The organism is Pseudomonas sp. FW300-N1A1 (assembly GCF_058789115.1).
Window position 1 is genome coordinate 6924 of record NZ_JBYTBK010000046.1, and the last position, 13422, is coordinate 20345.

A 13422-nucleotide genomic window follows, 5' to 3' on the forward strand; every position below is an offset into this window, starting at 1 on the left:
GACGTCAGGGACGTCCCCACGACAAAACCTTATTTGCTGACGCTGACGCCGTAGAAGGAGTTCAAGCCAAACGGGCTGATCTTGTAGTCCTGTACGGAGTTGCGCATGGGTTGATACACCGTCGAGTGCGCGATAGGTGTCATCGGGACTGCATCTTTGAGGAGGTGTTGCGCCTGCTTGTACAGCTTGGTGCGTTCGGCGACGTCGGTGGTGGCCTTGGCTTGCTTGATGATGGCGTCGTAAGGCTTGTCGCACCATTTCGAGAAGTTGTTGCCGCTCAGGGAGTCGCAGCCGAACAGTACGTTCAACCAGTTGTCCGGGTCACCGTTGTCACCGCTCCAGCCAATGATCATGGCCTGGTTCTCGCCACCTTTGGAGCGCTTGATGTACTCGCCCCATTCGTAGCTGACGATGTTGACCTTCAGGCCGATTTTCGCCCAGTCCGACTGCAGCATTTCAGCCATCAGCTTGGCGTTAGGGTTGTACGGACGTTGAACCGGCATGGCCCACAGGGTGATCTCGGTGCCTGGCTTGACGTCGGCTTTCTTGAGCAGCTCCTTGGCCTTCTCCGGATCGTACTTGGCATCCTTGATGGTGTCGTCATAGGACCACTGGGTCGGTGGCATGGCGTTGACCGCCAGCTGGCCGGCACCCTGGTACACCGAGTCGATGATCTGCTGCTTGTTCACCGCCATGTCCAGCGCCTGGCGTACTTCGAGCTTGGCCAGTGGGTTGGCGTCGGTGCGGCCCTTGAGGACCGGCATGACGTTATAGGCGATGTAGCCCAGGTTGAAGCCGGCCTGGTTTGGCAGTTTCAGGTTTTTGTCTTCACCCAGGGCCTTGAGATCGGCCGGACGCGGGAAGAGGGTGACCTGGCATTCGTTTTTCTTCAGCTTCTGGATACGTACCGACGGGTCGGTGGTGATGGCGAAGATCAGGTTGTCGATCTTCACGTCTTCCGGCTTCCAGTACTCCTTGTTACCCGTGTAACGGATGTTGGAGTCTTTCTGGTAGCTCTTGAACACGAACGGACCGGTGCCGATCGGCTTCTGGTTGATGTCGCCCGGCTTGCCTTCCTTCAACAGTTTGTCGGCGTACTCGGCGGACTGGATGGAGGCGAAGCTCATGGCCATGTTCTGGATGAACGCGGCGTCGACCGTGCCCAGGGTGAACTTGACGGTATGGTCGTCGATCTTTTCGATGTTCTTGATGTTGGTGTCCATCCCCATGTCCGTGAAGTACGGGAACTCGGTGGGGTAGGCTTTGCGGAACGGCATGTCCTTGTCGATCATGCGGTTGAAGGTGAACAGCACGTCGTCGGCGTTGAACTCACGAGTCGGCTTGAAATACGGCGTGGTATGGAACTTCACCCCTTCGCGCAGATGGAAGGTGTAAGTCAGGCCATCCGGGGAAACGTCCCAGCTGGTGGCCAGGCCTGGAACAACGGCGGTGCCGCCACGTTCGAACTGGCTCAAGCGGTTGAACATGGTTTCTGCTGAGGCGTCGAAGTCGGTTCCGGTGGTGTACTGACCAGGGTCGAAACCGGCCGGACTCCCTTCGGAGCAAAACACCAGGTTAGTCGCAGCGGAGGCGAAGGGTGCGCTAGCCAACAGACTTGCGCCGACTAAAAACGGAATGACCGCGTGTTTAAGCATGGTGGCCTCATGATTTGTTGTCATTTTTGGAATTAGAGGACGACCTCGTGAGTCGACCTGCGGATACTTATGCAGGGCCTGTACCCAATGCAAGATCCAGAGCGGCTACAGGCCTTAAACAGTGGCACGAACGTACCTTAATGTCGCATTTGTGTAAGTCCTGACGCATTTGACCGTTTGCGCGGGGTTTTTTCGGTGCAAGCGACGCCCTGAATCGGTGCAAAAAAGGGTGTTTTCGCACCTCGCCGGAGCGCGGTGTTACTTATCCAGACCTGCAGCCTAGACGGGTTTCGGTGGGGTAGCGGGGGGGAAGTGTATCGAAGGGGGGAATCGATTTTACCGTACCAGCCTGACAGGCTGACCGGGTTGATCCTTCCCTGGTAAGGGAAGGATCATGGGGCGGGTTATGGCATCAAGACTTCGATCGAACCATCGGCGGTCATGCCGACCTGGCTGGTGCCGGCTTCGACGTCCGGGGTGACCGGAGCGGCATCCATGGCGGCGGCTTTCATCATCATCGGCGCACGCAGGTAAGGCTGTGGATAGCCACTGGTGTGGAGGTTCAGGTTGACGATCTTGTAGCCCTTGCCACCCAGGGCTTCGGTAGTCAGTTGAGCGCGGGCCTTGAAGGCGTTCACGGCTTCCTTGAGCAATGCGTCTTCGCTGGCCTTGCGGGTCGGCGTGGCGATGGCGAAATCCATGCCACCCATTTTCAGGTCGGTCAGCAGTTCGCCGGTGAGCTTGGACAGTGCCGCAAAGTCCGAGCTTTCCAGGCGCAGTTCGGCGCGTTCACGCCAGCCGGTGATCTTCTGGCCCTTGGCGTCGTAGATCGGGTAGCTGTTGCGGCTGCCTTGGCGCAAGGAAATGTCCTTGACCTGCTTGGCCTGGCCCAGTGCCTTGTTCAGGGTGGTGCTGACCTCGGCGGCGAGTTTGGCCGGATCGGTGTTCTGCGCTTCGGTGTAGAGGGTCACGATCATCAGGTCGCGAGCCACTTCTTGGCTGACTTCGGCGCGCAGGGAGATCTGGTTGTAATGCAGTTCGTCCGCGGCCAGGGCCGGGAGGCTGGCGAGGGTGCCGGCACTGAGGGCGAGAAGGGCGGCACTGCGACGCAATGTAGTCATGAAAGCTCCTTGGGTGATGCGCAGGGATAAAAATGCGAACCTGCGTGAAACCATCAGACTCACTGGAGCAGCTGCAAGTTTCAAGCTGTAAGCTGCAAGTTTGAAACGGCGCGCTTCAAGCTTTTACTTGTAGCTTGCCGCTTGAAACTTGCAACTGCTTCTATGTGACGCTTTGCCGCACTTTTGCCTGTCAGGGCGCCCGCCTGGTTATACTTGGCGCGATCCGCCTGGAGCGCTCATCAGGAGAGCTCATGCTCGCCCCCGTACAACTGCTTTCCGCCACTCGCCAGAACCTGTGGCGACTGACATTCATCCGCACCCTGGTGCTGGCCGCCCAGGCCGGTTCGGTGGGGCTTGCCTACTGGTTCGATCTGCTGCCGCTGCCCTGGGTCGAGCTGGCGATGACCCTTGGCTGCTCGATGCTGCTGTGTGTGTTCACCGCCGTCCGGTTGCGCACGTCATGGCCGGTGACCGAGCTTGAATACGCGGTGCAGCTGGCTTGTGACCTGTTTATCCACAGTGCACTGCTGTATTTCTCGGGCGGCTCGACCAACCCGTTCGTTTCCTATTATCTGGTGCCACTGACCATCGCCGCTGTCACGCTGCCGTGGCGCTACTCGGTGATCCTGTCGGGTATCGCGCTGGCGCTGTACACCATGCTGCTGGCGCAGTTTTATCCGCTGGAAACCTTCCCGATGTACCGGGAAAAAATGCAGATCTACGGCATGTGGCTGAGCTTCGCCCTGGCCGCGGCGGTGATCACCTTCTTTGCCGCGCGCATGGCCGAAGAGCTGCGCCGCCAGGAAGAACTGCGGGCGATCCGTCGCGAAGAGGGCCTGCGCGACCAGCAACTGCTGGCCGTGGCGACCCAGGCGGCGGGTGCTGCCCATGAACTGGGCACGCCGCTGGCGACCATGAGCGTGCTGCTCAACGAAATGCAGCAAGACCACCCTGATCCGCTGCTGCGCGAAGACTTGAGCGTGCTGCAGGACCAGGTGAAGCTGTGCAAGCAGACCTTGCAGCAACTGGTGCGCGCCGCTGAGGCCAATCGTCGGCTGGCGGTGGAAATGCAGGACGTCAGTGCCTGGCTCAACGAAGCCCTCGACCGCTGGCACCTGATGCGCCCTGAAGCGACCTATCGCCTGCAACGTTTGGGGGCGGGTCCGGAGCCGCGCCTGGCGCCGCCACCGGACCTGACCCAGGCCTTGCTCAATTTACTCAACAACGCCGCCGATGCCTGCCCGGAAGGGCTGGAAGTGACACTGGACTGGGATGCCGAGGAGCTGACCATCAGTATTCGCGACCACGGCGCCGGTGTGCCGCTGGCGATTGCCGAACAGATCGGCAAGCCATTTTTTACCACCAAGGGCAAAGGTTTCGGCCTGGGCCTGTTTTTGAGCAAGGCCAGCGTGACACGCGCTGGCGGCTCAGTGAAACTCTATAGTCATGAGGAAGGCGGCACGCTCACCGAGCTGCGCCTGCCCCGTGCCGCACGAGGAGACGAACATGAGTGACGAGATCCAAGTCGAAGGCGAAGACCTGCCGCATCTATTGCTGGTAGACGACGACGCTACCTTCACCCGCGTCATGGCCCGCGCCATGAGCCGACGCGGCTTTCGCGTCAGCACCGCAGGCTCCGCCGAAGAGGGCCTGGTCATCGCTCAGCAGGACCTGCCGGACTACGCGGCCCTGGACCTGAAAATGGACGGCGATTCGGGGTTGGTGCTGCTGCCCAAGCTGCTCGAGCTCGATCCGGAAATGCGCGTCGTGATCCTGACCGGTTATTCGAGCATCGCCACCGCGGTCGAAGCGATCAAGCGTGGCGCCTGCAACTACCTGTGCAAACCGGCTGACGCCGATGATGTGCTGGCGGCCTTGCTGTCCGAGCACGCCGACCTGGACAGCCTGGTACCGGAAAACCCGATGTCGGTCGACCGTCTGCAGTGGGAGCATATCCAGCGCGTACTCACCGAGCACGAAGGCAACATCTCCGCCACTGCCCGCGCCCTGGGCATGCACCGGCGCACCCTGCAGCGCAAGTTGCAGAAGCGGCCTGTTCGTCGCTGACCCAGCGCTGAACGATCATCGCCGACCCTCGCAACAATCCGGACCGATCATTTATGATCGGTTCGTGTCTGTTCCTTTCTTTATCGAGCCTTAACCATGACTCAGAACGCTGAATATTCCGCGGTCAACGATGCGGTGCGCGGGCAGTTTTTCCGCCGTGTCTGGCAGATGATCACGCCCTATTGGCGCAGTGAAGAGAAGGGCAAGGCCTGGTTGCTGCTGATTGCGGTGATCGGCTTGTCGCTGTTCAGCGTAGCGATTTCGGTGTGGATCAACAGTTGGTACAAGGATTTCTACAACGCCCTGCAAAAGAAAGATGACGCGGCGTTCTGGAGCCTGATCCTGTATTTCTGCGGGATTGCCGCCGTGGCGATCCTGGGGGCGGTGTATCGGTTGTACCTGACCCAGATGCTGACCATCCGCTGGCGGGCGTGGCTCACCGAGAAACACTTTGCCCGCTGGCTCGGGCACAAGAACTACTACCAGCTGGAGCAGGGCGGATACACCGATAACCCGGACCAGCGGATTTCCGAAGACCTCAACAACTTCACCAGCAACACCTTGAGCCTGGGCCTGGGGCTGATTCGCACCGTGGTCAGCCTGGTGTCGTTCTCGATCATTTTGTGGGGCGTGTCCGGCAGTATCGAGGTGTTCGGCTACACCATCCCCGGTTACATGTTCTGGTGTGCGCTGGTTTACGCACTGGTCGGCAGCTGGATCACGCACCTGATCGGTCGACGCCTGATCGGCCTGAACAACCAGCAACAACGCTTTGAAGCAGACTTGCGTTTCTCCATGGTCCGGGTCCGCGAGAATGCCGAAAGTATTGCCTTGTACAACGGTGAACAGAGTGAAAATCAGCGCCTGAGCTCCCGCTTCAGCATGGTCTGGCACAACTTCTGGGAGATCATGAAGGTGTCCAAGCGCCTGACCTTCTTCACGGCCGGTTATGGCCAGATCGCGATTATCTTTCCGTTCATCGTTGCCGCACCGCGCTACTTCGCCGGCAAGATCGAACTGGGCGAGCTGATGCAAATCAACTCGGCATTCGGCAACGTCCAGGAGAACTTCAGCTGGTTTATCAGCGCGTACTCGGACCTGGCCTCGTGGCGTGCCACCTGTGACCGACTGCTGAGTTTCCGCCAGGCCATGAGCGAAAACGAAGACCGCCTGCCGGCCATCGATGTGCAGCAACAGGGCGATGACCTGAAGGTGCAGCATGTGGGCCTGGACCTGGCGGATGGTCGTCATCTGCTGACCAGCGCCGACATGACGGTGGAGCAGGGCGACCGACTGATGCTCAGTGGTCGCTCCGGCAGTGGCAAAAGTACCTTGCTGCGGGCAATGGGTGGCCTCTGGCCGGCGGGCCATGGCGCGATTCGCCTGCCAGCCGCGCGTTATCTGTTCCTGCCACAAAAGCCTTATCTGCCGATTGGCACGCTGCGTGACGCCCTGAGTTATCCACAGTCCGGCGACATCTATTCCCATGACCGCTATGTGCAGGTGCTGGAAGCCTGCCGCTTGCCCCATCTGGTCAGCCGTCTCGACGAAGCCAATCACTGGCAGCGCCTGCTGTCACCGGGCGAACAGCAACGCCTGGCATTTGCACGGGCGCTGCTGTATGCACCGCAATGGCTGTACATGGACGAAGCCACCTCGGCGATGGATGAGGAAGACGAGGCATCGCTCTATCAGGCGTTGATCGATCAACTGCCGGGGTTGAGCATTGTCAGCGTCGGCCATCGCAGCAGCCTGAAACGCTTCCACCCACGGCATGTGCGGATCGACAACGGTCATCTGATGGAGCAGACCGTGACCGCCTGAACGTCATTCCCCTGCTCCTGAAACGGCCGCGAACGGCTGCGCCACGCCCACGAGAAGGCGCAGGCGCAGCGCGGGGTGAAGGTTCAATGATCGACGCTCCGGCGGTCGTCGACAACCGCCAGGGGGGAACCACGAGAGTTGTTTGAACACTCCCACGCGGTGCGCGGGAGTGGTGGGGGCTTAACAGGTTTTGAGGATCGAGCGATCTACCCTGACCGACAGTTGCGCGGCTTCGGGGTTGACGTCGAATGCGGCTTGTCCCTGGTTATCCACAATTGCCCGGGCAATCGGCACACCGTCGGCCAACAGTTCCAGCGGTGCTCCCTTGAGGGATTGCCCTGAGGCCAGTTCGAGTGTCAGTTTGATAGTCATGAGTGATTTCCTTATCACGCGTTACGGTCAATGAAGGTGGCGGCCTGGGCGTTGATCGAGTCGATCAACTCCGGTGAGCCGCCACGGAACTGGCGGAAGATGTTGCGAGTGCTGCCGTTGCCCGGCACGTTCAGTGTTGGCTGGAACCATTCGCTCAGTTCGCTGTAAGTCGACCAGGGCCCGATGTAGGATTCGTTCAAGCCGCTGGTGTAGCTGAAGGCGTAACGCACGGCGTTGCCCGGCAGCCAGTTGGGTTCGCTGGGTGTCTGGCTCTGCCATCCATCGGCCTGAAGCGTCGGGGCGGCAGTGGGGGGCTCGAGATAACCAGCCGGCTTGTTGGGGGTGTAGTCCTTGAGCAGCAGGTAAGTGCTCCAACCCCACCAGTTGTCGATCCGCTGCGTGTCATTGAGATTGTTGACGTCGCTGCGGCGCAGCACCTGGTTGCCGTCGAGCACAAAGAGTCCGGAAAAATTGCCCTCCGGTTTTTTCACCGCGTTCAGGTCTGGCACGTGTTTCAACGCCAGGTAGCTGGAAGGGGCGGGGACAACGTCGCTTTGGAAGGTGTCGAAGACTTCGTCGACCGAGCGCTGGACCGCGAGTTTGAGCTGTTTGCGGTTCGCACTGTCGACTGAGTCGAAATAGCGCTTGTCGCCGTAGATATGCCATTGATCACCGTTGGCATTGCTCACGTTGAGGCCGTATTTGCTGTCTTCATCATGCATGAATCGGGTAACCAACGACCCCAGATCGCTGGGGGTGACCACGGCTGCCAACTGCTTGCGCGGGATGCGCAAATGCCCCGCGGAAAACAGGTCGGTCAGGTAGTGATCGGCAAACGCGTTCATTGCGTAGGCCAGTTCCAGCTGTTTTTCGTCGCCGCTGTTGCGTGCGATAACCGCCTGTTGAAGGGCGGCGGTGTGTCCGGCGATGTACGCCAGCAGTGCCCACTCACCAAAGTGGTCGGTGTTGTTCGCGGCCAGCTTCAGGTAGCGGCCCAGAGGAAACAACGCCGAGACGAAGCTGCCGCCGCCAGTGATCTTGTTCCACTCTTCAGACAGCGTATCACCAAGGGCATCATAGACCTCGTGAGGTTGTTTACCGTCTCTGATCGCTTGGTTGGCTGCACTGATTTCCTTTTGCATGACGCCGAGAATCAGCATGGCTTCTGCCTTGGACGCTGGCAGTGCGGCCAGCGAGTTGAAGGCATTGATAAAGCGCTGAAGGCGATCGGCTGGGGTTGCGCCGTCGCAGATGGGCTGGTCGGGAATCCCGTAGAAATCACCCCCCAATGAAACGATCTGGCCATAGGTCAGTGCCAGGCCATTGGGCAGGTGCAATTGCACTTGCCAGGCGGGAACGGCGGGTGCGTCCTTGGTGAAGCGCAGCAACGCGGCGTCACCAATGGCGGTGTGTTCGCCGCCCTCGAACCGCAGCGCAGGCTGGGCCTGGCGTGGGTTTTCAGGTGCGGCGGGCGACATGCCAGGCGTTGGGTGTTTGCGGTTGTGGGACCTGTCGCTGACCAGCGTGAGGTGATCACCGTTGGCGACCATGGCAATCCCGCGTTCGGAGAACAACTGATCCAGGTCGGCAATGATTCGACCATCATGTTTAAGGTTTTCTTGGGATTGACTGTGTAGACCTGACATTTCTTGCTCCTTGATATGCCGTAGGTTGCTTTCTTGATTGCTGTATATTCATACAGTAGTTGTCGAGCGTAGCTGGGGAATTTCCTACGTCAAGGAAGTATTTTTTTTGATCAGATTTTCCGCGAGCGGAGGACGGGCCGTGACGGTTACTTTTCAGGTTGGGCGATGACTGGCTTATCATTAGCCCCCTAACGACGTCCCTCAAGGCTCTCCCGGCATGCTGGCAATCTTTCTCGAAACCCTGAACATCACGGCGCCAGTCTTTGCCATGCTGTTTCTGGGCGTGCTGCTCAAGCGCATCAACTGGATCGACGACAACTTTATCCACAGCGCATCGTCCCTGGTGTTCAACGTCACCATGCCGGCCTTGTTGTTTCTCGGGATTTTCCACGCCGACCTGCATGCCGCGCTGAAGCCGTCACTGCTGATCTATTTTTCGATCGCGACCCTGGTGTGTTTCGCCATTGCCTGGGGCTGGGCGATTGTTCGTTGTCCGCGCGAAGACCGGGGGGTCTACACCCAGGGCGCGTTTCGTGGCAATAACGGCGTGATTGGCCTGGCGTTGGCGGCGAGCATGTACGGCGACTACGGAATTTCCCTCGGGGCGATTCTCGCGGGCCTGGTGATTCTGTTCTACAACACGCTGTCGACCATCGTGCTGGCGGTGTACAGCCCGGTGATCAAGTCCGATCCGTGGAGCATCTGCAAAAGCGTGCTCCGCAATCCGTTGATCATCAGCGTGATCGCGGCGGCGCCTTTCGCGTATTTCCAGATTGGTTTGCCTGGTTGGCTGGAGACGTCCGGCGGCTACCTGGCGCAGATGACCTTGCCGTTGGCGTTGATCTGCATCGGTGGCACGTTATCGCTGGCGGCATTGCGCAAGAGCGGCGGCATGGCCTTGAGTTCGAGCCTGGTGAAGATGATCGGCCTGCCGATCCTGGCGACCCTAGGTGCCTGGCTCTGGGGTTTTCGCGGGGTGGAACTGGGCATCCTGTTCCTGTACTTCGGCAGCCCGACCGCTGCCGCCAGTTTTGTCATGGCCCGGGCGGCCAATGGCAATCATGAGCTGGCGGCGGCGATCATCGTCATCACCACGGTGATGGCGGCAGTCACCACCAACATCGGGATCTTTTTGTTGCAGTGGGGCGGGTGGATCTAGCGTTGAGGTTCGCGCTGCGCTTGCTCGCGAATACGACTTTACGGACACAACAAATGTCGGTGTCTTACTCCGCCTTCTGATAGCTGTCGATCACTTCCTGCGCCGCGCGAAACGCGTCCATTGCAGCCGGTACACCGGCGTACACCGCGCAGTGCATCAGGGTTTCGCGGATCTCGTCCACTGTGCAACCGTTGTTCAGCGCACCGCGCACGTGGCCTTTGAGTTCCTGCGGGCACTTGAGTGAGGTGAGGGCGGCGAGGGTGATCAGGCTGCGGGTCTTCAGCTCAAGGCCGCCGCGGTTCCAGACGGCGCCCCAGGCGTGTTCATTGACGAATTCCTGAAACGGCCGGGTCAGTTCGGTGGCATTGCCCATGGAGCGGTCGACGAAGGCGTCGCCCATGACCTGGCGACGCACTTCGATGCCGGTCGGTTTGCGGGTGGAGGGTGTGTCGGTCATGACGATTCCTTTTTATTGTGTTGGCGGCGCCAGGCGCGCAGTGATGTGAACAGCAAGAAGGCCAGCAGCACCGGCAGGACGAACACCAGCATCAGCTGCTCAAGCTTGCCAGCCAGTGGCATGCCCGTGGTAAACGACACCACGTGCAGCCCGTAGGCCACGTACAAGGCCAGGAACAGTACGCCTTCGGCGCGGGTAATCCGGTAACCGGAATAGAACACCGGCAGGCACAGGGCGGTTACGCCGAGCAACACCGGCAGGTCGAAGGCCAGGGCGTTGGGTGAGACCGAGAGCGCAGAAGGCGCCACGAGCGCGGTGAACCCGAGGACGCCCAGCAGGTTGAACAGGTTGCTGCCGATCACGTTGCCCACGGCGATGTCGCGCTGGCCACGCACGGCGGCGAGCAGCGAGGTGGCGAGTTGCGGCAGCGAAGTGCTGACGGCCACGATGGTCAGGCCGATGATTCGCTCCGACAGGCCCAGTTCGCTGGCGACCTCAATCACCGCATCGAGTAACAGATGGCCGGCGAATATCAGCAACGTCAGGCCCGCCAGCATGAGCAGTGCACTGCTGACCCAGGGCGCGCGCGGGTGATGGCTGTGTACCGGGATGCCATGGGGGCGAGCGCTGTGCCGCGACTGGCGTAGCAGCAACGCGAGATACAAGACCAGTGCGGCCAGCAGCACGGCGCCGTCGAGCGGCGTCAGCGTTTCATTCCAGGCCAGGGCAAACACCAGCAGGCTGGCCCCGATCATCAGAGGGATGTCCAGGCGCACCAGCTGCCGGGACACCCGCAGCGGAATGATCAGTGCCGACAGGCCCAGGGTGACGAGGATGTTGAAGATGCTGCTGCCAATCACGCTGCCGACGGCGATGTCGGCATTGTTGGCGAGGGTCGCTTGCAGGCTCACGGTCATCTGCGGCGCGCTGCTGCCGAAGGCGACGATGGTCAGGCCGAAGATCAGCGGACGGACCTTCAGGTGTGCGACCAGGCGTACGGCGGCGCGCACCAGCAACTCGGCGCCGGCGATCAGCAATACCAGCCCACCGAGCAGTTGCAGCACGCTGAGCAGTGGCAAGTCGGTTAGTGCAAAAATGGTGACAACTCCCGGTCAGTCGTTCAAGGCTTGCACGTGAACACGCGCAGTGCCGCTGCGCAGCATACCCAACTTGTCGGCCGCCGCGCGGGACAAGTCAATCAAGCGGCCACGGGTGTGCGGGCCACGATCATTGATGCGGACCACGACGGTCTTGTCGTTTTTCAGGTTGGTGACCTTGACCCGAGTACCGAACGGCAGTTGCCGGTGGGCGGCGGTCATTGCGTACTGGTCAAACGGTTCGCCGCTGGCGGTGCGTTTGCCATGGTGTTTGGCGCCGTAATAGGAGGCGACTCCGGTTTTGTCATAACCGCGGGGATCGACGTCGTAACTGGCGCAACCGGCCAGTAAGGAGAAGAGGGCGCAAGTACCAAGCAGGCGTTTCATTCAAAGGCTCCCCAAAACGAATGTGGCGAGGGAGCTTGCTCCCGCTCGACCGCGTAGTGGTCGCAAAATCGGCTGATGCATTCCTTCTGAAAGAATGCATTGGCCGATCTGGGTCTGCTTTGCAGACCAGCGGGAACAAGCTCCCTCGCCACGGGGAATGGGGCCAGTTTTCAACGCTGGCTCCACTCCGTTAGCCTTCGAGCTTGCTTTTGAGCAATTCGTTCACTTGCTGCGGGTTGGCTTTGCCCTTGGAGGCCTTCATCGCCTGGCCGACAAAGAAGCCGAACATCTTGCCGCGCTTGGCTTCATCGGCCGCGCGGTACTGTTCAACCTGTTCGGCGTTGGCTGCCAGCATTTCATCGAGAACGGCCGAGATCGCGCCGGTGTCGGTGACTTGCTTGAGACCGCGCTTGTCGATGATCTCGTCAGCGCTGCCTTCGCCGCTGGCCATGGCCTCGAACACCGTCTTGGCGATTTTGCCGGAGATGGTGTTGTCCTTGATGCGCAGCAGCATGCCGCCCAACTGTTCGGCCGAGACCGGAGCTTCGTCGATTTCCAGGCCTTGCTTGTTCAGTAGGCTGCCCAGTTCGACCATGACCCAGTTGGCCGCCAGCTTGGCGTCGCCGGCAATGCTCACGACCTTTTCGAAGTAGTCGGCTTGTTCACGGCTCGACGCCAAGACGCTGGCATCGTAGACCGACAGGCCGAACTGCTCCTGGAAGCGCTCGCGTTTTTGCGGTGGCAATTCCGGCAGGGTGACGCGGATGTCATCGAGGAACGAATCCTCGATGACCACCGGCAACAGGTCCGGGTCCGGGAAGTAACGGTAGTCGTTGGCTTCCTCTTTGCTGCGCATGGCGCGGGTTTCGTCTTTGTTCGGGTCGTACAGGCGTGTCTGCTGGATCACCTTGCCGCCGTCCTCGATCAGTTCGATCTGGCGACGTACTTCGGTGTTGATCGCCTTCTCGATGAAACGGAACGAGTTGACGTTCTTGATCTCGCAGCGCGTACCGTACTCAACCTGGCCCTTGGGGCGGACCGAGACGTTGCAGTCGCAACGCAGGGAGCCTTCGGCCATGTTGCCGTCGCAGATCCCCAGGTAGCGTACCAGGGCGTGGATCGACTTGACGTAGGCCACGGCTTCCTTGGCGCTGCGCATGTCCGGCTCGGAGACGATTTCCAGCAGCGGGGTGCCGGCACGGTTCAGGTCGATGCCGGTGGCGCCGCTGAATTCTTCGTGCAGGCTCTTGCCGGCGTCTTCTTCCAGGTGCGCACGGGTGATGCCCACGCGCTTGACCGTACCGTCCTCCAGGGGGATATCCAGGTGGCCCTTGCCGACGATCGGCAATTCCATCTGGCTGATCTGGTAGCCCTTGGGCAGGTCGGGGTAGAAGTAGTTCTTGCGGGCGAACACGTTGTGCTGGCCGATTTCGGCGTCAATCGCCAGGCCGAACATCACCGCCATGCGCACCGCTTCCTGGTTCAGCACTGGCAGGACGCCGGGCATGCCCAGGTCGATCAGGCTGGCCTGGGTGTTCGGTTCGGAACCGAACGTGGTGGCGCTACCGGAGAAAATCTTCGATTGGGTGGCGAGCTGGGTATGAATCTCCAGCCCGATCACGACTTCCCATTGCATG

The 13422-nt window shown here is 60.3% G+C and carries 12 protein-coding genes; 4 read left to right on the forward strand and 8 right to left on the reverse strand.

Features of this window, described 5'->3' with window-relative positions; genetic code table 11:
• Nucleotides 1–29: 29 nt before the first annotated feature.
• On the reverse strand, nt 30–1655 hold the full coding sequence (locus AC3WQN_RS22455) for an ABC transporter substrate-binding protein (protein ID WP_103401801.1): 1626 nt from the start codon (nt 1653–1655) through the stop codon (nt 30–32).
• A 404-nt stretch (nt 1656–2059) separates the two neighbouring features.
• The gene (locus AC3WQN_RS22460) at nt 2060–2776 is read right to left on the reverse strand and encodes an SIMPL domain-containing protein (protein WP_103401800.1); all 717 of its coding nucleotides are present in this window, start codon (nt 2774–2776) and stop codon (nt 2060–2062) included.
• 251 nt (nt 2777–3027) lie between these two features.
• On the opposite strand from AC3WQN_RS22460, the gene AC3WQN_RS22465 reads away from it, so the two are divergent.
• The 3 genes from AC3WQN_RS22465 to AC3WQN_RS22475 all read left to right on the forward strand — a co-directional run bounded on the left by AC3WQN_RS22465 (nt 3028) and on the right by AC3WQN_RS22475 (nt 6667).
• Nucleotides 3028–4290 carry an ATP-binding protein gene (locus AC3WQN_RS22465; protein ID WP_103401799.1) on the forward strand — a complete coding sequence of 421 codons (1263 nt, stop codon included), beginning with the start codon at nt 3028–3030 and terminating at the stop codon, nt 4288–4290.
• On the forward strand, nt 4283–4843 hold the full coding sequence (locus AC3WQN_RS22470) for a response regulator transcription factor (protein ID WP_095077905.1): 561 nt from the start codon (nt 4283–4285) through the stop codon (nt 4841–4843). Before AC3WQN_RS22465 ends, AC3WQN_RS22470 begins: the two co-directional genes overlap by 8 nt.
• Nucleotides 4844–4939: 96 nt before the next feature.
• Nucleotides 4940–6667, forward strand: coding sequence for an ABC transporter ATP-binding protein/permease (locus tag AC3WQN_RS22475; RefSeq protein WP_103401798.1), 1728 nt, complete (start codon nt 4940–4942; stop codon nt 6665–6667).
• Between the two features lie 180 nt (nt 6668–6847).
• Here AC3WQN_RS22475 and AC3WQN_RS22480 read toward each other — a convergent pair whose 3' ends face one another.
• Together AC3WQN_RS22480 and AC3WQN_RS22485 are read right to left on the reverse strand one after the other, a co-directional pair.
• Nucleotides 6848–7039, reverse strand: coding sequence for a hypothetical protein (locus tag AC3WQN_RS22480; protein WP_103401797.1), 192 nt, complete (start codon nt 7037–7039; stop codon nt 6848–6850).
• A gap of 14 nt (nt 7040–7053) precedes the next feature.
• Nucleotides 7054–8685, reverse strand: a complete 1632-nt coding sequence (locus tag AC3WQN_RS22485) for a phospholipase (protein WP_103401796.1) — start codon at nt 8683–8685, stop codon at nt 7054–7056.
• Between the two features lie 217 nt (nt 8686–8902).
• Between AC3WQN_RS22485 and AC3WQN_RS22490 the strand changes: the two genes are divergently transcribed.
• A complete protein-coding gene (locus tag AC3WQN_RS22490) occupies nt 8903–9844 on the forward strand; it encodes an AEC family transporter (protein WP_103401795.1) in 942 nt (313 codons plus the stop codon).
• A 64-nt stretch (nt 9845–9908) separates the two neighbouring features.
• On the opposite strand, the gene AC3WQN_RS22495 is transcribed toward AC3WQN_RS22490, so the two are convergent.
• The 4 genes from AC3WQN_RS22495 to gatB all read right to left on the reverse strand — a co-directional run bounded on the left by AC3WQN_RS22495 (nt 9909) and on the right by gatB (nt 13421).
• Nucleotides 9909–10301 (reverse strand): carboxymuconolactone decarboxylase family protein, encoded by a 393-nt coding sequence (locus tag AC3WQN_RS22495; protein ID WP_103401794.1) that lies wholly within the window; start codon nt 10299–10301, stop codon nt 9909–9911.
• Nucleotides 10298–11365, reverse strand: coding sequence for a calcium/sodium antiporter (locus AC3WQN_RS22500; RefSeq protein ID WP_103401802.1), 1068 nt, complete (start codon nt 11363–11365; stop codon nt 10298–10300). Before AC3WQN_RS22500 ends, AC3WQN_RS22495 begins: the two co-directional genes overlap by 4 nt.
• Nucleotides 11366–11413: 48 nt before the next feature.
• Nucleotides 11414–11785, reverse strand: coding sequence for a septal ring lytic transglycosylase RlpA family protein (locus tag AC3WQN_RS22505; protein WP_103401793.1), 372 nt, complete (start codon nt 11783–11785; stop codon nt 11414–11416).
• Between the two features lie 190 nt (nt 11786–11975).
• Entirely contained in the window at nt 11976–13421 is a 1446-nt protein-coding gene (gene gatB / locus AC3WQN_RS22510; RefSeq protein WP_103401791.1) for an Asp-tRNA(Asn)/Glu-tRNA(Gln) amidotransferase subunit GatB, read from the reverse strand.
• Between the last annotated feature and the right edge of the window lies 1 nt (nt 13422).

Excerpts from the sequence above, each read along its gene's own strand:
- AC3WQN_RS22485 (WP_103401796.1), bottom strand. The coding sequence starts at position 8,685 with ATGTCAGGTCTACACAGTCAATCCCAAGAAAACCTTAAACATGATGGT.
- AC3WQN_RS22505 (WP_103401793.1), bottom strand. The coding sequence starts at position 11,785 with ATGAAACGCCTGCTTGGTACTTGCGCCCTCTTCTCCTTACTGGCCGGT.
- AC3WQN_RS22495 (WP_103401794.1), bottom strand. The coding sequence starts at position 10,301 with ATGACCGACACACCCTCCACCCGCAAACCGACCGGCATCGAAGTGCGT.
- AC3WQN_RS22480 (WP_103401797.1), bottom strand. The coding sequence starts at position 7,039 with ATGACTATCAAACTGACACTCGAACTGGCCTCAGGGCAATCCCTCAAG.
- AC3WQN_RS22475 (WP_103401798.1), top strand. The coding sequence starts at position 4,940 with ATGACTCAGAACGCTGAATATTCCGCGGTCAACGATGCGGTGCGCGGG.
- gatB (WP_103401791.1), bottom strand. The coding sequence starts at position 13,421 with ATGCAATGGGAAGTCGTGATCGGGCTGGAGATTCATACCCAGCTCGCC.
- AC3WQN_RS22460 (WP_103401800.1), bottom strand. The coding sequence starts at position 2,776 with ATGACTACATTGCGTCGCAGTGCCGCCCTTCTCGCCCTCAGTGCCGGC.
- AC3WQN_RS22490 (WP_103401795.1), top strand. The coding sequence starts at position 8,903 with ATGCTGGCAATCTTTCTCGAAACCCTGAACATCACGGCGCCAGTCTTT.
- AC3WQN_RS22465 (WP_103401799.1), top strand. The coding sequence starts at position 3,028 with ATGCTCGCCCCCGTACAACTGCTTTCCGCCACTCGCCAGAACCTGTGG.
- AC3WQN_RS22455 (WP_103401801.1), bottom strand. The coding sequence starts at position 1,655 with ATGCTTAAACACGCGGTCATTCCGTTTTTAGTCGGCGCAAGTCTGTTG.
- AC3WQN_RS22470 (WP_095077905.1), top strand. The coding sequence starts at position 4,283 with ATGAGTGACGAGATCCAAGTCGAAGGCGAAGACCTGCCGCATCTATTG.